We start from the raw sequence: 22,516 nt of genomic DNA on the forward strand, positions 1-22,516 counted from the left end.
TTACATTTATAGTAGCACAAAGATTACCAGAAAGCAACAAAAACCATAATGAAAACGGTTTATTTTTTGTGTAAATATCATACTTTTCAAAATAATCTCGGTTCGGAAGCTCATTCCTATGAAAAAAAGCCAAGAATGATAGATCTCGGCTTTTTAAAACAACAAAGACAAATAAAAGTTTTATCGAACAACTTGTTTGTTTGATATTTTGATATGAAGATCTGCTAGTTGCTTCTCATCTACTTCTGATGGAGCATCCGTCATCAGGCATCTTGCACTCGCTGTTTTTGGGAAAGCAATACACTCACGAAGGTTTTGCCTTCCTGCAAGCAGCATAATGATCCGATCAAAGCCAAACGCCATTCCGCCATGCGGTGGTGCTCCATATTCAAATGCATCCAATAGGAAGCCGAATTTTTCTTTTGCCTCTTCTTGACTAATACCTAATAGATCAAACATCTTCATTTGTAAATCACGATTGTAAATACGCTGACTACCACTTGATAATTCATATCCATTGAGCACCAAATCGTGTGCTTGGGAACGGACCGCACCCAGATCGCTATCCAGTAATGGAATATCTTCTTCCACTGGCATGGTAAATGGATGGTGTGCCGGAACATGGCGACCGGATTCTTCGTCATATTCAAAAAGAGGGAACTCTGTAACCCAAGCAAATACAAATTTACTTTCATCGATGAGATCAAGTGCACGGCCTAAACGCAAGCGCAGTTCACCCATTACATTGGCAACCGCAGCGGGGGTATCTGCCATGATATAAATCACGTCACCAGCAGTTGCACCCGTTAGTTCCTTGATCTTAGTTACTTCTTCTTCCGAAACAAATTTGGCTACAGATCCTTTTACACCTTCTGGTTTCAAAGCTAACCATGCTAATCCTTTGGCTCCAAGGGATTGTGCTTCTGAAACCCAATTCTCTACTTCTTTTCGACTCCATTCTGCTTTGCCAGACACCACAATCGCTTTTAAGATTCCGCCAGATTGCAAAGCATTTTGGAAAACTTGGAATGAATTTTGCTCCAACGCAGAAGAGACATCCACCAGTTCCATTCCAAAACGAAGATCGGGTTTATCGGATCCATAACGATCCATCGCTTCTTTATAAGGAATCCGTGGAAATGGACGAGCTATGTCCACATCTAATGTCTCTTTCCAAAGCTCTACAAACATTTCTTCCATCATGGAGAACAGATCTTCTAGTGGCAGAAAAGACATTTCCAAGTCAATCTGGGTAAATTCAGGCTGTCGATCCGCACGCAAATCTTCATCGCGAAAACAACGAGCAATTTGAAAATAACGCTCCATTCCTGCAACCATAAATAACTGTTTGAATAGCTGAGGTGATTGGGGCAGGGCGTAAAATTCTCCTTTATGAATTCTACTTGGCACCAAATAATCTCGCGCACCTTCTGGCGTGCTTTTTGTTAAAATAGGAGTTTCCAATTCAACAAAACCTTGGCTATCCAAAAATCTACGCACTACTTGCATCGCTTTGTGTCGCAACATCATCGTTTGTTGCATCTTTGGTCTGCGAAGATCCAGATAGCGATATTTCAAACGAACACTCTCGTCAACATCCACACGATCTTGAATGGGAAAAGGAGGTGTTTTAGCAGTATTAAAGAGATGAATTTGCTCTCCTTTGATCTCTAATGCACCAGTTGGTATATTTGGATTGATCGTATCTTCGGAGCGTTTTACCACTTTTCCAGTGATGGAAACGACGTATTCACTTCTCACTTGATCTGCAATACTAATTGCTTCTGCTGATATATCTGGATTAAACACCACTTGCATCGTACCAGTACGATCTCGAATATCTAAAAAAATTACTCCACCTAAATCACGACGAGATTGAACCCATCCGTTGATTGTCACTTGCTCTTCCAAAACATCTAGACACGAATCGATATAATGCGTACGAAACATTGCTTATTTCCCCTCCAGTAGATAAGAGACCAATTGATCCATCGCGATGGATGTTTGTTCACCTGTTTCCATATGTTTTACCTGTACTTGTTGATTCACCAATTCTTCTTCACCCAAAATAGCAACAAAACGAGCTTCATTTCGGTTCGCGGTCTTTAGCTGCGCCTTCATTTTACGATCTAAGTAATCTCGCTCCGCTTTCAACCCCGCGCGACGAAGCTCTCCCAAAATACGAACAGAAGCTACCTTTGCTTCTTCTCCCATTGTGACAAGATAACAATCTAAAGGGTCCGATGTAGGGATTGTCACTTTTTGCTCTTTTAAAGCAAGCAATACACGCTCTAAGCCAATTCCAAAACCGATTCCAGATACTTCAGGTCCCCCAAGTTCTTTCACTAGACCATTATAACGGCCACCGCCACCAACTACCCCAGCCTGTGCCCCTAGTTCTTCCATAACAAACTCAAAAGCAGTTTGAGTATAATAATCCAATCCACGTACCAAACGATCATTCACATCAAAAGGAACTTGTAGTTCTTGGAGATAAAACTTTACCCGTTCCAAATACTCCATGCTTTCTTTGTCTAATGAATCCAAGATCGAAGGTGCCTCTTGAGCAATTTCTTGTGTCCTTTTGACTTTGCTATCTAAAATTCTCATAGGATTACGATAAAGACGGGATTTTGCATCAGGATCTAATTCTGCCTCATAAGGTTTAAAATAAGCAATCAAATTTTCAAAATACTTCGCACGGATTTCTGGATTCCCAACATTATTTATCCCAACTTTCACACCAGAAATGCCAAGTGTTTGGTAAAAATCTAATCCCAAAGAGATAATCTCTGCATCTAGAGCAGGATCATCACTGCCAAAAGCCTCTACTCCAAACTGATGAAACTGACGAAATCTTCCTGCCTGTGGTCGTTCATAACGAAACATTGGTCCAAAATAATACCACTTCGTTGGTTGCATATCTGCATACACTTTATTCTCAACAAATGAACGAACTACTCCAGCTGTCCCTTCTGGACGAAGGGTCAATGAACGATTTTTACGATCGAGAAAGGTGTACATTTCTTTCTCTACAATATCGGTAGTCTCTCCTACTCCGCGTTCATACAGGGAGGTTTCTTCAAAGATAGGGGTGCGTATTTCGGCATAAGCATACCGCTGACACACTTCTCTCGCTATTTTTTCTAGATAATGCCAAGTCCCCACCTCGTTTGGCAAAATATCATATGTACCGCGTGGAATACCCATTTTGTTACCTCCTTTGTATAAAATAAAAAATCTCCCGCCACTGACCTTATTGTCAGGGACGAGAGATTGGTTCACTAATGTTATATTGTTACCCGTGGTACCACCCTAATTGAAAACAAATACATGTTTTCCACTTTATCCAAGTATCGCTGGAGATGCGTCTAGCACTACTTCCGATTGGTTTTGCACTAGAACCTCAGGGTGTCTTTCATCGAATCGTCACTGGAGAACTTTACAGCCTAAGAGTTCTCCTCTCTTTGAGTTCGTTTCACGATTACTGTTCCCATCATTGGTGGTAAATATATAGTTAAGTATAGTAGTGTGATGAAGTATGTGAAAGAAAGTGTAATCTTTGTTTAAGATTATATGAAGATTATGTTGTAGTGTCAAGCAAATCCACATGAATAATTTACAATGTAACCGCTCTTAAGTTTGTCTATTTTGTGACGGTATGATTAGATTTGTGAAAGCGCTAACATTTCTATCAAAAACCGAGTATGCTACAATATTTGGGATTACATACTGAAAGTTGAGGGATAAAAATGAAACTATTTTTTATGCTCGGAAGTATCTTGATGGCACTGGCTGTCGCTATTGGTGCTTTTGGAGCACATGGACTTACTGGAAAAGTATCAGAAAAAATGTTAGCAAATTGGCAGACGGGTGCTCATTACCATATTGTACATGCACTGGCGATTATCATCATAGCACTTACCATCGCTAAATTTGGTAACAGTGGACTTCTCACTACTGTTGGTTGGTTGTTTTTTGTGGGGATTATTTTCTTCTCTGGTAGTCTCTATATCATGGTACTAACAGATGTGAAAGTACTTGGTGCGATTACACCAATAGGTGGAGTTGCCTTTATTGCAGGATGGATTGTTTATGCTTTCGCAGTTGCAAAAATGATTCCATAAACATTGCATATTTATATGTCAAATAGTATAATTATGCATGAAATTTCACATAGAGAGAAATGAGAGAAAGTGGCTCATCTACTGACTACAACCTCAGAAGAGATCCATCATCTCACAGCAACTTTCCAAAAGTTGCTGCATGACAAAATCACATTTGAAATCGACGAATCTTTGGTTCAGATTTGTCTGGAAAGCATTCATTTTCCCTGCACAGCAATGGGAGTAAAGATGCTTCCTTCTGACGATGAATGTTGCATGGAACTGATTGTCGCCAGTACGACAGATGGGGAGACAAACATCCAAAAGATGTGGAGATTCCAAGTTCGAGACGGTATCCTCCATATCACATTCGGAAATATCTCTCCTGAAGAATCCGAATCGAAAACCCGCACGATCTCATACGTGATGCGTCACTTCACAGTAGAAAATTTCCGCTCCGTCTGGAGGAAGAGGGAACTTTCTAGCTAGTGTTAGAGTGCCTAATTTGTGTTCCATTTGGATCATAGATTAGGCACTCGTGCATTTCAAGTATAAAATCAATGTCATATTTTTACTTCTCCTATAGGAATACTAAATCTTAACAATCCCTTTACACGAAAATTACAAAAGATCATGTTATAATGGCTCCACACCGTTCAAAACAAAGAAAGGATTGCGGTGCAGCCTTCACTTTTTCAGGCACAGGGAGTCTTCCCGATCAACGAGTTTCTGCTGAGTGAGGAATTGATCTCTTCGGTAGACGAAGGGATCAATTCCAGCCATCTGGCACCTCTGGTGGAAAACCGTGTCGCCCTCGGAGCAGAAGATAAGGAGTACGAGCTCAGCCACTACTCTGTCTCTGTCTCCGGAGGGGCCCTGACCATTCAGGCTACGGTATGGCGGAGGGGAGAGATTCAGGTCACCAAGACCCTGCGGGTTTCCGTAATGGGTGATCTGGTGGAATTCTGTGTCCAGACACAGGTACCTGATAAAAATCCTCTCACCATCATGTCAACGATGATGAAGAAGAGTGAAGTTCGTCGGCCGGCGGATCTGATTCGCTGGTAACACTTTCGGCACAATACGCCCGGTTCCCTCATAAAGGGAGCCGGGCGTCCCCATTCCTCCAACCTATCTTCATTAACCCAATGTTATTTCCCAACTTATTTGCTATACTGAAAATTCATGGTTGCCAATCAGAAAGAAAAACAGTGACAACCACACTTGAATACCCCGAGTTGATGAAACCAGTGCTTGGCAAGATGGGAGGCAGCACATACTGCTATTCCCACCCCGAGCGAGAGGAAAAACTTATGCTGAACTCCATCACCTGTGAGACTCAGCAAACTGGATTCACGATCTGTGCATCTGTGTCCGGGGACAACAAGCCCATCATCACAAAGAAACTCTTCTTTTCTGAAGTAGATGGTGATAGGGTCAAGATCGTCTGTGAAGTTGACTTTTCCGGCTATCCGAGGAACTTGATCAAAATGACTCGCGAGTTGGACAAGGCCTGTTTGACTGGTGCTGACATCGAAGATGTCTGGACCAAGATCTAATAAGGTCTTATTTACGCCCCTGCCATCCATAAGGGTCCGGCAGGGGCGTAAACGTTTTTTGTCAAATTATTTTCCAACAATATATTTATTAAAAGCAAAAAAAATACCCAATTGTCAAAAGACAAATCAGGCATAGTTAACCAATATTTAAAGTAATTTCTCTAATTGCTCCACTACATTTTCTACACGGAAGCCAAATTTCTCTAAAAGTAAATCTCCAGGAGCAGAAGCTCCAAAGTGATCAATACCTATTACTGTTCCTTTATCACCAACATATTTGTCCCAACCCATTGGATGAGCTGCTTCTATCGCAACACGGGCAGAAAGATTGGAAGGGATAATGTTTTCTTTTTCTTCTTTTGTTAGCAGATCAAAATTTTCACGACATGGCATACTTACCACACGCACATGAATGCCTTTTTCCGCTAATTTTTGTTGTGCTTTCACTGCTAGTCCAACTTCTGATCCAGTAGCTATCAACACACCTTTTTCAACACCAGAAGCAGGAGAAACCACATAAGCTCCTTGCTTAACAATCTCCGCTTTTTTCCCTACTGTACCAGCTAATACAGGAAGGTTTTGTCTACTTAAGATAAGAGCTACAGGATGGTCTTGAGATTGAATCGCATACTCCCAAGCTGCTACCGTTTCATTCGCATCTGAAGGACGTACTACTTTCAACCCAGGAATCAATCTTAAAGATGGTATATGTTCTACAGGTTCATGTGTAGGACCATCTTCTCCAACTGCAACACTATCATGTGTAAATACATACGTAACTGGCAACTTAGATAAAGCTGCTAGACGTATAGAAGGTCGTAAATAATCTGAGAACACCAAGAAGGTAGCCCCAAATACATGTACTCCTCCGTGTAAGGCCATTCCGTTAAGTGCTGCACCCATTGCGTGTTCCCGAACACCAAACCATATGTTTCGTCCTGCATAATCTTTCGCCTCAAAATCAGCATTATCTTTCAATGCAGTACTATTAGAAGAAGCTAAGTCCGCAGATCCACCAAATAGCATTGGGATTTCTTTTGCCAAGACTTGTAGTACTTTACCAGATGCAGCACGCGTAGCAAGCCCTTTTGCATCTTCTTCGAAAGTTGGCAATTGCTTTTCCCAACCCTCAGGTAATTCTTTTGTGAATGCTTGTTGGAATTGGCTTGCTAATGCAGGATATTCTTTTGCATAGCTGGCAAACATATCATTCCACTTTGTTTCTAATTTTCCGAGATCTTCTACAATAGTGGCGAAATTGGCTGTTACCTCTGCAGGTACATGAAAAGGAGCTTCTTCTTCCCATTCATAAGCAACACGTACTCCAGCGACCTCATCACTGCCTAATGGTTTTCCATGTGCTTCCGAAGTTCCTGCACGGTTTGGACTTCCAAATCCAATAACAGTACGAACTTCAATCAAAGTGGGTTTAGAAGTTTCTAATTTCGCTTGGTTCATTGCTCGATTGATGGCATCTATATCATTTCCATCTTCTACGTAAAGCACTTGCCATCCATTTGCCTCAAAACGTTTTCCTGTTTGCTCAGAAAAAGATTTTGATAAATCTCCGTCAAGGGAAATGTCATTGGAATCATATAAAACAATCAACTTTCCTAATTGCAAGTGACCTGCTAGAGAGGCTGCTTCTTGTGCAATTCCTTCCATCAAGTCTCCGTCCCCGCATATTGCATATGTAAAGTGGTCCATCACTTCATATCCATCACGATTATAGGTTGCTGCTAGATGACGTTCTGCCATTGCCACTCCTACTGCATTGGCAATCCCTTGACCCAGTGGGCCAGTAGTCGCCTCTACTCCAGCTGTATGTTTTACTTCTGGGTGTCCAGGAGTCAAACTTCCCCATTGGCGAAATTGTTTTAGGTCATCTAGGCTTAAACCATAGCCAAATAGATGTAACAAACTATAAAGTAGTGCTGAGCCATGGCCTGCGGATAAGATAAAGCGATCACGATTATACCAATCTGGGTTTTTTGGATTATGTTTTAATTGCTTTGCCCACAAGGTATAGGCCATAGGTGCTGCGCCCATTGGTAAACCTGGGTGACCAGAATTAGCCTGTTCGATTTGATCAATGGACAACATTCTTATGGTATTGATGGAGAGTTGATCTATTGTCATTGAGATGACCTCCTTTTCGTCATTTTTCATTATAGCACGGGATTAGACAAACTATCCAAGAAGAGCGTCACAGGTCCATCATTTATTAATTCAACATCCATCATTGCACCAAAAACACCAGTTTTCACACGAATTCCTTTCATGGTTAAGGCTTTGTTCCATTGATCATAAAGTGCAGATGCTTCATCTGGTCGAGCTGCTGCCATAAAGTTCGGTCTTCTTCCCTTTCTACAATCTCCATATAAAGTAAATTGGGAAACGGAAAGTATGCTCCCTTTTACATCCAATAAGGATCTATTCATTTTTCCGTCGTGATCCTCGAAAATACGAAGATTTACTACTTTTTCGGCGAAATACTGGATTTCCTTCTGACTATCTCCATCTGTAAATCCAACAAATAAAAGGAGCCCTGCATCAATGGCTCCCACGATTTCCTCACTCACGGTTACACTTGCACGACTCACACGTTGGAGTAGTACTCGCACTTAGAGATCACCCTTGTCCTATTGTTCTTTGTACACTATAAATATCACGAACACCTTTTACACGTTCTACGACAGAACGAAGATGATGGATATTGCGGATTGCTACTGTCAATTGAATACTTGCAAAACCTTTTGGATGAACTTTTGCATTCACTGCACTATAGTTTGCTTTTGTATCATTGACTGCTTGTAACACATCATTTAGTAATCCAAGGCGATCATAACCAGACACTTCTATATCTACTTGATATGAAGCAGCAGGCTCTCCTTCCCATTCTACTTCTACTCTTCTGTCTAGCTCTACACTCTGTAAATTGGGACAATCTGCTCGATGAACGGATACTCCACGGCCACGAGTAATGAAACCGCCGATTTCTTCACCAGGTACCGGATAACAGCATCGAGATAATCGAACTAATACATTATCTACTCCTATCACACGAACCCCAACATCTAAGCGACGACGCCTTTGTGTTGGATTTTTGATCTGTTCTGGAATGATTGGTGGTAATTCTTCTCTCATTCCACTTGTTAAGCGATGTACTACTTGTGCGGTTGAAATCCCGCCATAACCTACAGCTGCTAACATCTCATCTGCATTTGGAAAATTAAATCGTTTGCAAACTTCGGTCATCTTTTCTGATTTCATTGCTTCATTAATATCATAATCATGCTTTTTGAGAAGGGCTTCGACCATTTCTTTCCCTTTGATAATACTCTCTTCTCTGCGCTGCGTTTTAAACCAACTACGAATTTTATTTCGGGCATGTGATGTTTTGACAAGTTTAAGCCAATCTTGACTTGGACCATAGCTGTGTTTGGATGTTAGGACTTGAACTTTGTCTCCTGTTTGCAATTGATAATCCAGTGGTACAATATTTCCGTTTACTTTTGCTCCCACACATTTATTGCCTACTTCTGTGTGAATTCGGTATGCAAAATCAAGCGGTACAGAACCCGCAGGCAATTCAATTACATCTGTTTTGGGAGTAAAGACAAATACAGTATCTGTAAACCAATCCATTTTCAAACTTTCCACAAACTCTTCCGCATCTCTCGATTCGGATTGGAGTTCCATCATTTCACGGAACCACTTGAGCTTATCAGAGAATGACTGTTGTTTTCCTGCTGCTGCACCTTCTTTATAAGCCCAGTGGGCAGCAATCCCATATTCGGCTATTCGATGCATTTCCATCGTACGAATCTGAACTTCAATCGGCTCTCCTTTAGGACCTAGCACTGTTGTGTGTAATGACTGATACATGTTGGTCTTTGGCATTGCAATATAATCTTTAAAACGTCCAGGCATCGGTTTCCACATGGTATGAATCATGCCAAGAACAGCATAACAATCTCTTACAGAGTTTACGATAACCCGTACCGCCATCAAATCGTAAATTTCATGAAATTGTTTATGCTGTGTTTTCATTTTGCGGTAGATACTGTAAATATGCTTTGGTCTTCCTGAGATATCCTCTACTTTCAAGTCCATCTCTTCAAATTTCTCATATAAAATCTGAATAATTTCACTCAAAAACTCTTCCCGTTCAGTACGTTTTTTCTTCATCATTGAAACGATTTTATAGTACTGTTGAGGATTCATGTAACGTAGTGATCGATCTTCTAATTCCCATTTAATCTTACTAATTCCTAAGCGATGGGCGAGAGGAGCAAAAATCTCTAAGGTCTCTTCTGCTTTTTTGCGTTGTTTCTCTTCTGGTAAATGCTGAAGAGTACGCATGTTGTGAAGACGATCAGCTAATTTACAGAGAACTACTCGTACATCTTTTGCCATCGCAATAAACATTTTGCGATAGTTTTCAGCTTGATGTTCGGCATTGGAACGAAACTTGAATTCTTTCTTTAACTTTGTTAATCCATCAACCAATGATGCTACTGTTTCACCAAACTCTTCGCTGATCTGGGCAAGTGTTACCCCTGTGTCTTCTACTACATCATGTAACAATCCTGCGATTAACGTAGAGCTATCCATTTGCAAATCCATCAAAATTTCCGTTACAGCTACTGGATGCAGAATATATGGCTCTCCTGATTTCCTTAGTTGACCATCATGTGCTTTTTCCGCATAATTGTAAGCTTTCTCAAGTAGAGCCACATCTTCTGGAGGTAAGTAAGTAGCTGCTTTTTGAAATAGCTCTTGAACTAGTATCATCACATTCACCACTAACCGAAAAATGTTTTAAAAAATATTATCCTACATCCATATAAAAATGTAAATACCAATATTTCGGTTTTTACCCCTAAACAGATCAGTTGTTTTCTTGGTTACCTTTTTTCGTATTTTTTGTACCAAAACTTCCCAAGCGACGGCGTAGATTGAAATACAGAACAGACAAAATGATACCATCAATAGTCACAAGGGAATAGGTGAGATACTCTTCCGATTGAAACATCATAATAGGTCCAACAATAATACTACCGTACCCTGCTATTTGAAAGGAAATCAAAAGTACCTTCCATATTTTTTGCAAATAAACGCGAAACTGAAACTCTTCGTTATTAAATAGTTCCATAAAAAGTAGAACAACTACACCAATCATCCAAAGTAAAAAAGAAGCGATAAAAATGCGGGCAAATCCCCCGAAAAAAGCAAAGAAAAAATCAGATAACCATTGCACAGGCATAACTCCTTACTATCACAATTTACTACTCCATTATGTTCTTAGCTTATTCCTTTTTCAAGGTGCATAGTTTTTCTTTGCTGTGAAATGTTAACGCTTATTGGAGGTGAGAACATGCAGGATGAACCGAAAAAATCAAATAACATAGATATAGATTCGGAATTCTCAGAAGAATTTAATGCAGAAGATCGAGCTGTACAAAAGGTTCAAAATGCTTTTTTTGAAATGTATAGCCAAGCAGGAAATTATGATAAAGAAAAAGAATAGTATTCCTAATAGAATTAGTCCCTCTATATAGGGACTTTTCTATTCTTATTTTACATAAAATTACAAAAAATCTTAAGATAAGAATGGAGCACAATATATCATGGAAGAATCCAATATTTTTGCTAATCTGGGCGGTGAGCAAACAATTGCTGCAATCGTCAATGAATTTTATTACTTATTAATAACAGATGAAAAACTAGCACATTATTTTCAAGATGTAGATGTCAATCATATTCGACTTAGTCATATTACGATGTTGGTCAGTTTTCTTTTGGGTGGACCAAATCGATACCATGGAAAAAATATGCGAAAAATACATAAAGGGCTAAATATTTCTTCAGAAGAATTCGAATTGGCCGTTACTCACTTTAAAAATGCAATGAAAAAATATAACACACCCATTCCTCAAATGGCAAAAGTAGAGGCCTTACTCCGATTCGTAAAGCCTCACATCATTATGAAATAAGAGAAATTTTATAGAAAGGCTGCTCCATTTCCTTGAGCTGCTCTATTTCCCTTGTATGGCAGGTGCATAGTAAGATTTGATGAGTTTTAGAAAGTTCACCTAAAAGGGGAAGAATAGAAGCTAGACGTTCTTTATCATAATAAACAAAGCAATCATCTAATAAGATCGGGAGCCGTTGTTTAGACTCATCTGAAATATATTGGACAATCGACATTTTCATTGCAAAAACCATTTGCATCAATGTTCCTGTACTCAGTTGGTCAATCTTTTCTTTTCTACCGGTTTCAGGAATACGTGCACTTAATCCTTCACCTGAAAAATTGGCATACAAGCTATCGTATCTCTTATTGGTTACTGTTTTGATCCATGTTGAAGAAATTTGTTGTAAAATGGGAGCAACATTTCCCTGTCTGCTTTGATAAGCCTCTTGTAGTGCCTCTTTTGCTATGCTAATCGCCTCGCGCTCATCTTCCACTTTTTCTAATTGCTCTTTTATTTGCTCCCATTCAATATGCAGTTGCTGTATCCTCTCTAATTGAAATTCCAATTCTTGTGCACTTTTCTTTTTTCCACCAACTTGCATGCTGTTTAATTGCATGGATTTGTGTACTGTTTCCCTTGATAATATCAAACTATCATTGTCAATCTGTTTATCTGATATCTGACAAAATGCCCCTTGATAACGTGAAACAAACTCTCTCTTTCCATCTCCCCATTTTTGTTGTAGATATTTCCCTTCTCCCTTTTTCCGTACAGGTTGATTACGAAGCAATTGTTCTAACTCCCATTCTACCTTTTCAACCACTTGTGTTTGATGCCACCAATCTCGAATGACATCTACATCATTTGTACCTACTCGTTTTTTCCACCAATTCAGTCTTTCTTTGCAAGTCTCTTGTTCCTCTTTATACTGTTCCAACAACTTCTGATTGGATTGAATGCTCCACTTTTTGCTTTGTTCCTGATTTTTCAATTGAAAAGTCAGGAACAAAGCAGGGACAGCCCAAATTAATCCTGTTAGGCTTCCAAAGATTAAGCCCCACATGGATGAAAAAAAAGTACTTCCAATTGTCAACACAATACCTATGATAGTAAGGAAAGGGTATGTGGGTATCCACATATTTGACCTATGGTTTATTGTCTCTGTTTCCATTTGAATCTGTTCTTCCATCAATGCAATGCGTTTCTCAAATGTCTGATCCTGATAATGCAAGCTATTACACTCTTCAATGTCTTCTACTTGCATCCGGAATGGAGGTTCTAATGCTATCTTATTTTCCTCTAATCGCTGTATCTGATCCTGGAGATCTATTTGTTGTTGATTCGATACCTCCCATTCCTCCAAAGCTGCATGAATTTTATCTAATCGATACCAATCCGCTTTGCACTGTAGAGAGATAGATAGTCTTTGATGTTGCTCTGATAATATCTGGTATTCTTGTTCTAATTGACCTTGTTCAATTAATAAATGTTGAAGATCAACACGAGCCTGTAAATATTCTGTCTGTAATTCTTTTTCTTTGTGCAATTGCTCTCTTAAACTTCTCTCTCTTTCTTTTAAGACACCAAATGGTTTTTGTTTAGCATGCTCTGTTTTCCCAAGTTCATTTAGTTGATCTTCCAAATACTTAAGGACAGATGTTAGCTCCACTTCTTCCCCTTGATCAATCAAACTATTTAACTTTTCAGCTAATTTAAGTTGCCACCTTTTTTCTTGTTTGCTTGTTAGTAAACCACTTGAAGAATAGGAAGTGATATAAGCAGTTCGCCGAAACAATTCTCCAGACAAGCCAATCTGTGATTCGATTATCTTTCGTTCTTTTCGTTGGTCAAACAAATAATTTTGTTGTAATTCTTCACCTGTCAATCGATTTAAGAGCTGTTCTTGTTCACGACCTTTCAACAAATTACGAATCAAACGGTATGCTATTTGGTCTATTGAATAATCAATTTCTCCTCCATATAACTCAGACATCCATGGACGAAAACTCGAATACCAATCCGCTTCTCTCCTCACACGTTTTCCTTCTTGAGCTCCACCATAGAGCAATGCAAAAATCCCTTGAAGCAAAGTAGATTTACCCGATTCATTTGAGGCTTGAATTACATTCAATCCTGGTTGAAAAGAAATCGTTTTTTGCTGAAAACGACCAAATCCATGAAAATGGACACGCTCAATGATCATTGCATCACCACCTCTTTTTCCATTGCATCTAAGCCGCGATAAAGTGCTTGTTGTAGGATTCGTTTCTTTTTTTGATCTGTCTCTTGAGCAATACGAGTTTCCATCAGCTGAACAAAGGTTCCTACGAAATTTTGTTCCGTTTTTAACTTTTTCAAATCATAGCCTAGTAGTGTTAAATCTTCTATAAAAAGCCATTTATGCTCAATCGGAAGCATCTTCTCTAACTTTATCAGCCAATTCTTGTCTTCTGTACCAAAGGCAGATCTCCCTACTAACTGAATAGCGAGATAATCATTGGTATCAAATTCTCTGATCACTGATGAAACGACTTCAGAAATTTGGTTTAGGGATAATTGATTTGTAATATTTATTTTTATCTGCTCATATTTTCGTGTGGAAATAGGGACCTTTTCAAGCGAAACACCTTTCTCGTCTATTGTCCCATGTGTCAAAAATCGGACCCCTGTTTCTTTCCAACTCCGTGCTTCTGGTGTGCCAGGGTAATGTATTATCGTTCCTTTTCTGTTTTTTAATAGATAAGTCTGCCGTTTATGAATATGACCAAGTGCAACATAATCTACATCGTGTTCGGACAAATCTTTTTCTATAATAGGAAAATAGATGGATTGTTCTTCCTTAAAATCACCATGAACCAAGTAAATATGATAGTTTGCATCTAGAATAGGAATTGGAAGCGAATTCTTTCGATCTGAAAAATCACCAAATCCTCTGCCAGATATATGCAGGTGATACTCAGGAAAATATAGGGTCTCCCAACTGTCCGAAAATATATATACATTTTCTGGCCATGTTTCTTGCTGATAAACAGAGTCTTCTCTGTAAGGGTCGTGGTTACCCGGACTAATAAATATCCTTGTATCTGGTATTCTTTGCAGTTGCTCTAATACAAACTGGTAGAGTACGGAAGTAACAAATCCATGTTCTAAAAAATCTCCTGCAATAAGCAGAAATGGGATAGCATTTTCTTTAACATAGGTAATGATTCGCTTAAAGGTTTGTTGGTGCTCCTCTTGTCTTATCCATACTCTTTCCTTATCCCACTTCCAACCTTTGATCGGTTCTCCCAAATGCAGATCTGCAATATGTACAAATGATATAGTGTGCATGATCCCTCCAACGTGTATGTTTTCTTGTATTCTGACAAACGATAAGAAAAAAAGGTCGTGATGCAGAATGCAACAGCCATTTAGAAAAATTCTCCTCCTTATTCTTCCATTCCTGCTAATTGGTATCAGTTTCACATCTGTATTTGCAGCAGAACAGGATAAAAGTAGCCTTGAAAATTTTCAAATGTGGTATGTTCAAAATGGCAAAAAACAAGTTATCAAAGAAGCAGTAACAGCTAAATTTGAAATGGAACAATTACTTAACAAAGTAGACCATCTCGCTGGTCTCTCTTCATTCCAGTTACCTTCTAAATACATTTTGATTCAATTTCATCATCCTGTTATCCTATCCGACTTTTCGCCAATCAAGCACCTATTTCAATTTGTTATTGTAACCATCCCCAAAAATCACAACGATATTCCAAGATTGCTAATCCGCAATTCACAAGGAAGCTGGGTGGAATATCATACAAAGCGATCTCTCTCTATTTTTTTACAACAAATAACCCCATCATCCATAAAAGATGATGGGGTTATTTGAATAGGAAATTAATCAATCTCTACAATTTTTAATTGAATTGTTCCGGACGGAACAGGTACATTCACTACTTCGCCCACTTTTTTGCCAATTAATTCTTTTCCGATCGGTGATTCGTTTGAAATTTTTCCTTGCTCAGGATTGGTCTCTGCACTACCAACTATATAATATGTCTCTGTATCACCATCAGGTATTTCTTGGATGGTAACCTTAGCCCCAACAGAAACAACCGTTTTATCCGTTTCACCAGGTTTTATGATTTTTGCATTTCGAATCATGTTCTCAAGAGTCAAAATTCTTGCTTCTATTAGACCTTGTTCTTCTTTTGCAGCATCATATTCAGAGTTTTCGCTTAGATCTCCTTGCGAAATAGCTTCTTTTAATCGTTCTGCTACTTCATGCCTTTTTACGGTTTTTGCATTTTCCAATTCTTCTTTTAGGTTTTGTAATCCCTCTTCCGTAAGTAATACTTCTTTTTGATTAGACATTATTACCGATTCCTCCTTAAAAGACACAAACCATTGCTTTCTATTTGTTAGCATTATTTTCTGGGACAACCGTGCTACATGATATGTCACGACCAATTACATTATGCCTGTTTCTTCCTTACCTATCAAATTAAGAAACCGATTACAAAAAAGGGACTGCTTGTTATCTTAGCATATTTATGTTTATGAACCAAGTATTTTAGTAATTTTTTTACGCAAGTCTTTTGCCCCACCACCCCAGTCTCAAGCTGTATGTTCTCATAGAAGAAATACAATTCGGACATACATATTTATACTAAAAATTGAAAGGCGAGAAATTTCTATCTATACAAAAGTGACTCCTATGACATATAATTATTTATTCGACATTTTTATACAAAAACCCTCCTAAATTCCGATATTTTGATAACAATCCACATTTTATTACATGACGATACGGTAATACCCAAAATCATGCTATATTAAAATGAACTGAACTGAACATACTCTAATTCTTTTATTTTTACAACAATATTTGTGCTTATTATTTTGAAAACCCCTACTTGTCGCAGGGGTTTTATATTAATCGGCTGAAAACCAATGTTTGTTTTTTTGGTAAACAAAAGATACAGCTAGTAAAATCACACCTAATCCCATAAATGAGAAAATACGATAAAGTGTAGTTAAAAATGACAAATCAAACAAAAATATCTTAAGAATGGAGATTCCAAAAACACCGATAGAGAGGATACGAACAGACTGTTTTTTCTGCCAAATTCCAATCCATAGGAAGAGACAAGACAAGAGTAACCATGCGATCGAAATAAATAGTTGCTGTAAATTACGCAATCGAATAATCTCTTGGTCTGGTATGCCTAATTGTAACATTGTCGCTTTGAAAGCATCATTGATTTCCATTGTTACACCGAGAAATACAGCAAATACTCCTAAAAAAAACAATGTTTGACGGATATACGAGAGGTAGTGGCTCGTCACAGAAGATAAATTTTTCTTCATGTATCGATAGAAGAAGAATACTACCCCAATCATACATAGCAAAGACAAGAAACGAAGATTGATTACAGGTACGAATTTCTCATAAGAATAATAGGATAAGCCTTTTATCAAGATAGGAATGGCCCCAATTCCTAGTGTAGATAACCCTAGATACATCAGCACCCGAAATCTCAAACGGGTCCCTAATAAATAAACGGGAATGCTTCCAAAAATCCAAACCAACACTAAGGTGTAGAATTGTAAGTTTTCAAGATACGAAACAGGATCTGCATCACCTGATGGGGCAAGCAATTCGATTTTCTTGGCAAATCCATCTATGATTTCAACAGTAACCATTTCAAATAATAAGACCACTATTAGCAGAATAGTCGATAATCGATACCATTTATACCAAGGATGTTGCTTTCCGTTCTTTTTCCAAAGTAAATAAAATACATACAATAAACCAAGTGTGAGAACAAAAGTCAGAACCCGAATATTCCCAACGGAAACCAAAAGTTTTATTGGAACATAGCTACTTCCTGTCACCATCAAATTACCTAATAAAACGGCAAGAATGGTCGAACTAACTACGACAATTGACATGACTTTCCTTTTCAAACCAAAGCCTGTTAGCAATACACTATAAACCAATAATAAGAGTATGAGGCATAAATCAGCCAAATAACTTGCATGTAAAAAACTTTCCGATGCTGGTGGTGTTGGAAAATCAATATTTGCTTTAAAATCCCTTGGAAATAGGTACAAAAAGACAAGATAGCCTTCTACATAAATTCCTACAAATAAAAGAATAGACCAAATCACATGTAAGCTATTTCGAATAAACGACAAATTTTTCAGTCCATACCAATGAGCACTACATAGAAGTACGACAACACCAATAAAGTTATTTACAATAACCCAATTGATGACAGGTTTCATCTGTGAATATTCCCCAATGGTATAGAAGAAGATGGCGTAAGTGGATATCCCCAAAATGATTAATCCAAAACGGTCTATATAGCGTACTTCGTACCGAAGACCCCACCAAATGATGAACGCTACTTCCAAGGAAATCACGAAGAGTGATGCCGGGAATGTAAAAAAAACAATAGTCGCCAGTAAAACACACGACAGAAAGGTAATACTTTGTCGCGCCATTTGCCACTGATTTGTTTTGGACAATAGCTTGCGGTAATAAAAAACAAGAATCGGAATGAGATACAAAATAGCGATGAAAAGCAAACAAGATCCCAGCATGATACGAAAATGATCCGTATAAGGAAAATGAATGTACAAACCACAAATTAGACATAGTGTATTTATGATTCCGATCATCTTTTCATACTTTGTAGCTTTTACATGGAAAAGAAAACGGAGATCAAAAAGGTAAAACAAAGCCCAAAAAACACTTAGTGATAGTAGTAAGACATAGCTATCCTTGCCAACGTCAGTTGCAAAACTCCATCCAAAGAAAATAAAGTAAGTGGCAACAAAAGATAAATAATAAAGCACATTCCAACTGCGCTTTTTCCAAACCAAAGCCAATATTCCTACTGTCACTAATCCTAAATAACTCATTAATCCAATCATACTGCCTCCACCAGGAAGAACAAATGGTGTTCCATATGCTCCGATCCAACCGATCAGAGCGATAGGCAGGGATTGAAACTTAGATGCTTGTTGAAAACCGAGAACTGCCACAAGAAGCATGATTAAGATAGCCGTCCATTGAGGAATCAGGTGATAAAAGTTATACGAAGCAAAAACAGCTGTATAAAGTACTGCTAGACCAGTACCAATCAACCCTTGGCTAAAAATAGCCAATCCTTTCTTAGAAAAACGATTTCCGAAAAACAATACAAGTAAACCAAATACGCTACCCACGAACACTCGTGTAACTTCATTGATCCAATTGTTGTCAAACGCATACTTCATGAAAAAAGCTGCGCCAAGAAAAAGTGCAACTGCACCAATCCAATTAAGCCATTTTCCCCCGATTAAAAGCTCCCATTCTGTTCGAGTCCGAGACTCTCGTTTGGGCTTTTTAGTAGAACTCGTTTGTTCTTTTGAAACTTCTTCCGATCCTATTATTGTATCTATGGGTTCAGCTACTAGGTTGGATTCCTCTTCTTCGACTGGTTGCTCTATTTCATCGTCTGGTACCTCTTCACCTTTACTGTTTTCTTGTTCAGATTCTCGATCCAGACTTAAGAGATCTTCCGGTTTTATTGCTTTTTCTTCTAACTGTTGCATTTTATATTGAAGTGTATCCAATTGACGACCTAAGTCATCTACATTCTTTTTCAAGATCTTCTCTTTTTTATAAAAGGAATACAAAATTAAAAAAATAACAACGAAAATAATAAAATGAAACATGTTATTCTATACACCTCCCTCTTTGCATTGTACTATGTATGCTTTTCTGATCGTAGAAATACCTCAAATTGTGAAGTAACTGTAATCTGCAAGAAATATGATACTCAGAATAGCGAAACCCCCTATCTAGGTCAGATAGGGGGTTTTTCACTTTGCAATAAGCGGTACTTTCCTCATTGCAAACCATGTGCCGATTTGTACACATCCCAAACATAAAAGCATTGGTTTTAATGATGTGATAGATGAATTATAGGATACGATCACCATAAAGATAATCAAACTAATCAATCGACCCATATTCATTACCAATTCTCTAGACACTACATATTCTACTCGCAGCTCAACTGCTTCCGAGTGCTCACCAATGACATCATATGCAATGGATGTCATTGGTGCATAGTAGAATGGATAGAAGAGGTACAGACCTACTCCATACAACATGACTGTCCAAGTGTTCCAGTAGATCAAAAATGGAATAATTAATAATCCCATCATAATGGTTGAAATCAACAATGCATGAACACGCCAAGCAGGTCGTAAATATTTGCCTAAAAGCAAATAAGAAATGAGTGACACCACAGATGCAGCAGTGTAATAAGTCCCTAATGTTAACTCACTTTTTGTAATAAAGTAGACTAATAATCCAGTAAAAAAAAGAAATACACCTTCTCTTAAACCTTGGAAAAACGTAGCTAATTGCACCCAAAACCAATTCATTTTTGGTTGAAATGAGATCTTCATTACTTTCCCTAATTGAAAACTTCCCTCTGCTTTACGTAATGCCAACCAAAAGCTAACGATCACAGAAAGAACAAATATCCCAAGTGATATACCAAAAATAATGCGGTATCCTAGAAAATGGTCCACACGCGTAATAATGATTCCAGATAGCAATGGTGCAATCATCCCAGATAAAGAGGTTATAAAACCACTTATGCCATTCATCACATCACGATTATCTCGCTCAGAGATTTCAAAGTACAAAACATTGTATGACATCCAGAAAAATCCACTACCTAATCCCAAGAAAAATCCTAGTATCACTACATAGTCAATAGCTTTTGTACCTAAAAGGAGTACAGTTAAATAAAAAAGAGCTTGGAGCGCAACTCCGATTCGAATAGAGATGACACGATCCACTCTTTTGGTTATCCAACCTGCCAAAATAAAGGTCAATCCTATTGCTATATAATTGGTTAAATTGTACCAAGCGATCTTAAGAAGATCGTGGTTAATTTTCCACAAAAATACATTCACGAAAGCATTAGATAAAGCAAACGAAAAAGCATGCAATCCACTGACACTCAGCAAGACCCATGCCTCACGATCTAATTTCTTTAAAAAGTCCATAGAGCCTCACCAAGAGATAGTTTATCCAAGCCTCTATAGATTATGAATCTGAATCTGGTCTTCGAAATTGCAAAAAGAGTAAAGCAAGAACAAATCCAGCTAAAACAGATAATACATATACTCCTGTTAAAGGGTAGTCAACAATGAGATTTAATATCGTCAAGATTAGAATTGCTAACCCAAATTGGGGATGAATAGCTTTTCGAACAAATAAATACAAATAGACTCCAAATATACCGTAAACTGCACCTAATGAACCAAAATAGATGCCTTCCATACCTGTTATATAAATAATGATATAGGTCAGCATGCCAGAAAAAACATAAATAATAAGGAAAAATATTTTACCTAGTAACCATTCTAATTGGGGTCCTAGCACATATAAGAAAAACAAACCTAATAAATAAGAAAACACACTCGTATGTAAAAATATAGCTGTAAGTACTCTCCACCAATCCCCTGATTGTATCCGCCAACCTTCAACTGCGCCGTACTGGACTACAAGCTCTCCCCCTGAAAGAGAACCACTATGAAACAAGAGCATCAGGTAGCAAATGGTATGTACAATCATAAGACTAGTAATTACTGGAAAAAAACGCGGAAATTGTTTCAAGGGGATATGTGTATGTCCAAACAAAATTAATCCTTCTTTCTAGGGGTCACCTCTGCGATAGGTTGTCCCATCTTTAATGATATTCCAGTAGAAATTGTAGGAAGCCAACGGATCATATCGGGTTCAAATATCAAAATTACTGTAGAACCGAATTCAAAACGGCCTAATTCTTGGCCTTTTGCCATTTTTATCGGTTGATGATACGTTTTTTTGTTTAGTCTTTGCTTTTTACTAACATTGGTAACAATTTCATCATCAAATGCCACTTTAATACTACCTACATTGGTAGCCCCAACTTTCACCAATGCAACTTGACCAAACTCACTATTTATATAAGATACGACTCTTTCATTTTTGGTGAATAGTCCTGGGAAAAGCCGTACTCCTGATTCATTCACCGGATATAATTTGCCCGGTATATAAGTAAGAGAATCAATTTCTCCAGAAATAGGACTATGTATACGATGATAATCACGAGGGCTGAGGTAAATTGTTGCAAATTGGCCTTCCAAAAATTTGTCGCATTTTTCTTCGCCTGCTAATAGCTCCTTTAAGTCATAAGCTATACCTTTAGCTTGAATCAAGGTACCTTCTTCTATTTTTCCCATTTGTGTAATAACACCATCAACTGGGCTTGTAACTTTATTGGGATCTGCGTGGATAGGTCTCGCTGTTTCCTGTAACTCTCGTATAAAAAAATCCAGTAAACTTTCAAACTGATCAATTGGCTTTTTTACAGGATTAAGATCTATTTGAAACTTTTTAATATAAAAAGGTATGAAGTGCCGACTAAAACGTTTTTTAGCGAGAGAACCTACTAAACGAGATACCTTATTTTTTGGTGTTAAATTCCAAATCAAACGCGAAACTGGGTCTTTCATCAGATACCTCCACTTCGGATAATAAAAGGAAAAAAACGGTTAGGAAGAAAAAAAGCGACTTGGGCACAATACTTTTTAGGAGGTGATCGAATGAACAACAAATACAAAACCGATCCTGCTCATGTTCGTAAGCAAAATGCACAAAGCCAAAAAGCTGGTGCAGCTGGTGGATACCAAACAGAATTTGCTTCTGAATCTGCTACTAATGCACAGCAAGTAAGAGCTCAAAACGCTCGTTCTGCTGGTGCAGCTAGTAATGCAAGTGCAGCTGGTGGATACCAAACAGAATTCGCTTCTGAATCTGCTACTAATGCAC

General features: G+C 38.2%; 21 protein-coding genes and 1 other annotated feature. Of the genes, 8 read left to right on the top strand and 13 right to left on the bottom strand.

What is annotated here, in order from left to right; genetic code table 11:
- Window positions 1-180 precede the first annotated feature (180 nt).
- Window positions 181-1,950: an aspartate--tRNA ligase gene (aspS, locus tag A3GQ_RS0107250; protein ID WP_028776491.1), complete on the bottom strand. Its 1,770-nt coding sequence runs from the start codon at window positions 1,948-1,950 to the stop codon at window positions 181-183.
- A 3-nt stretch (window positions 1,951-1,953) separates the two neighbouring features.
- Window positions 1,954-3,210: a histidine--tRNA ligase gene (gene hisS, locus A3GQ_RS0107255; protein WP_028776492.1), complete on the bottom strand. Its 1,257-nt coding sequence runs from the start codon at window positions 3,208-3,210 to the stop codon at window positions 1,954-1,956.
- 51 nt (window positions 3,211-3,261) lie between these two features.
- Window positions 3,262-3,509 (bottom strand) — a binding site (T-box leader).
- Between the two features lie 243 nt (window positions 3,510-3,752).
- Here hisS and A3GQ_RS0107260 point away from each other — a divergent pair.
- From A3GQ_RS0107260 to A3GQ_RS27655, 4 genes are all read left to right on the top strand, one after another.
- Window positions 3,753-4,127: a DUF423 domain-containing protein gene (locus A3GQ_RS0107260; RefSeq protein ID WP_028776493.1), complete on the top strand. Its 375-nt coding sequence runs from the start codon at window positions 3,753-3,755 to the stop codon at window positions 4,125-4,127.
- Between the two features lie 69 nt (window positions 4,128-4,196).
- Window positions 4,197-4,595 carry a hypothetical protein gene (locus tag A3GQ_RS0107265; protein ID WP_028776494.1) on the top strand — a complete coding sequence of 133 codons (399 nt, stop codon included), beginning with the start codon at window positions 4,197-4,199 and terminating at the stop codon, window positions 4,593-4,595.
- A 189-nt stretch (window positions 4,596-4,784) separates the two neighbouring features.
- Entirely contained in the window at window positions 4,785-5,174 is a 390-nt protein-coding gene (locus A3GQ_RS0107270) for a hypothetical protein (protein WP_028776495.1), read from the top strand.
- Window positions 5,175-5,317: 143 nt separating this feature from the next.
- Entirely contained in the window at window positions 5,318-5,665 is a 348-nt protein-coding gene (locus A3GQ_RS27655) for a hypothetical protein (protein WP_028776496.1), read from the top strand.
- Window positions 5,666-5,812: 147 nt separating this feature from the next.
- Here the strand turns inward: A3GQ_RS27655 and tkt are convergent, their stop codons facing one another.
- From tkt to A3GQ_RS0107295, 4 genes are all read right to left on the bottom strand, one after another.
- The gene (tkt, locus tag A3GQ_RS0107280) at window positions 5,813-7,810 is read right to left on the bottom strand and encodes a transketolase (RefSeq protein ID WP_028776497.1); all 1,998 of its coding nucleotides are present in this window, start codon (window positions 7,808-7,810) and stop codon (window positions 5,813-5,815) included.
- A 23-nt stretch (window positions 7,811-7,833) separates the two neighbouring features.
- Window positions 7,834-8,289, bottom strand: a complete 456-nt coding sequence (gene dtd / locus A3GQ_RS0107285) for a D-aminoacyl-tRNA deacylase (RefSeq protein ID WP_028776498.1) — start codon at window positions 8,287-8,289, stop codon at window positions 7,834-7,836.
- A 7-nt stretch (window positions 8,290-8,296) separates the two neighbouring features.
- Window positions 8,297-10,462 (bottom strand): RelA/SpoT family protein, encoded by a 2,166-nt coding sequence (locus A3GQ_RS0107290; protein ID WP_425423362.1) that lies wholly within the window; start codon window positions 10,460-10,462, stop codon window positions 8,297-8,299.
- Window positions 10,463-10,559: 97 nt separating this feature from the next.
- Window positions 10,560-10,928, bottom strand: a complete 369-nt coding sequence (locus A3GQ_RS0107295) for a hypothetical protein (protein ID WP_028776500.1) — start codon at window positions 10,926-10,928, stop codon at window positions 10,560-10,562.
- 117 nt (window positions 10,929-11,045) lie between these two features.
- Here A3GQ_RS0107295 and A3GQ_RS26785 point away from each other — a divergent pair, with 117 nt between their 5' ends.
- Window positions 11,046-11,198 (top strand): hypothetical protein, encoded by a 153-nt coding sequence (locus tag A3GQ_RS26785; protein ID WP_156877599.1) that lies wholly within the window; start codon window positions 11,046-11,048, stop codon window positions 11,196-11,198.
- A 100-nt stretch (window positions 11,199-11,298) separates the two neighbouring features.
- Window positions 11,299-11,664: a group I truncated hemoglobin gene (locus tag A3GQ_RS23660; RefSeq protein ID WP_051271336.1), complete on the top strand. Its 366-nt coding sequence runs from the start codon at window positions 11,299-11,301 to the stop codon at window positions 11,662-11,664.
- Here the strand turns inward: A3GQ_RS23660 and A3GQ_RS0107310 are convergent.
- Together A3GQ_RS0107310 and A3GQ_RS0107315 are read right to left on the bottom strand one after the other, a co-directional pair.
- The gene (locus A3GQ_RS0107310; RefSeq protein ID WP_028776501.1) at window positions 11,654-13,849 is read right to left on the bottom strand and encodes an ATP-binding protein; all 2,196 of its coding nucleotides are present in this window, start codon (window positions 13,847-13,849) and stop codon (window positions 11,654-11,656) included. The two genes, A3GQ_RS23660 and A3GQ_RS0107310, sit on opposite strands and share 11 nt — an antisense overlap.
- A complete protein-coding gene (locus A3GQ_RS0107315; protein WP_028776502.1) occupies window positions 13,846-14,976 on the bottom strand; it encodes a metallophosphoesterase family protein in 1,131 nt (376 codons plus the stop codon). The genes A3GQ_RS0107310 and A3GQ_RS0107315 overlap by 4 nt, the downstream gene beginning before the upstream one ends.
- Before the next feature lie 67 nt (window positions 14,977-15,043).
- Here A3GQ_RS0107315 and A3GQ_RS0107320 point away from each other — a divergent pair, with 67 nt between their 5' ends.
- A complete protein-coding gene (locus A3GQ_RS0107320; RefSeq protein WP_028776503.1) occupies window positions 15,044-15,517 on the top strand; it encodes a hypothetical protein in 474 nt (157 codons plus the stop codon).
- An 8-nt stretch (window positions 15,518-15,525) separates the two neighbouring features.
- On the opposite strand, the gene greA is transcribed toward A3GQ_RS0107320, so the two are convergent.
- The 5 genes from greA to asd form a co-directional block, all read right to left on the bottom strand.
- On the bottom strand, window positions 15,526-16,002 hold the full coding sequence (gene greA, locus A3GQ_RS0107325; protein WP_028776504.1) for a transcription elongation factor GreA: 477 nt from the start codon (window positions 16,000-16,002) through the stop codon (window positions 15,526-15,528).
- Window positions 16,003-16,563: 561 nt separating this feature from the next.
- Window positions 16,564-19,287: a DUF2339 domain-containing protein gene (locus A3GQ_RS0107330; protein WP_169818261.1), complete on the bottom strand. Its 2,724-nt coding sequence runs from the start codon at window positions 19,285-19,287 to the stop codon at window positions 16,564-16,566.
- Window positions 19,288-19,503: 216 nt separating this feature from the next.
- Window positions 19,504-20,706 carry an MFS transporter gene (locus tag A3GQ_RS23665; protein WP_051271338.1) on the bottom strand — a complete coding sequence of 401 codons (1,203 nt, stop codon included), beginning with the start codon at window positions 20,704-20,706 and terminating at the stop codon, window positions 19,504-19,506.
- 40 nt (window positions 20,707-20,746) lie between these two features.
- The gene (locus A3GQ_RS0107340) at window positions 20,747-21,343 is read right to left on the bottom strand and encodes a rhomboid family intramembrane serine protease (protein WP_028776506.1); all 597 of its coding nucleotides are present in this window, start codon (window positions 21,341-21,343) and stop codon (window positions 20,747-20,749) included.
- Window positions 21,344-21,345: 2 nt separating this feature from the next.
- Window positions 21,346-22,200, bottom strand: coding sequence for an archaetidylserine decarboxylase (gene asd, locus A3GQ_RS0107345; RefSeq protein WP_028776507.1), 855 nt, complete (start codon window positions 22,198-22,200; stop codon window positions 21,346-21,348).
- 90 nt (window positions 22,201-22,290) lie between these two features.
- Between asd and A3GQ_RS0107350 the strand changes: the two genes are divergently transcribed.
- Window positions 22,291-22,516, top strand: a 226-nt coding sequence (locus tag A3GQ_RS0107350) for a gamma-type small acid-soluble spore protein (RefSeq protein ID WP_028776508.1), incomplete at its 3' end; no start/stop codon positions are given.

The organism is Shimazuella kribbensis DSM 45090 (genome assembly GCF_000428065.1).
In the GTDB taxonomy this organism is placed as follows: Bacteria; Bacillota; Bacilli; order Thermoactinomycetales; family Thermoactinomycetaceae; genus Shimazuella; species Shimazuella kribbensis.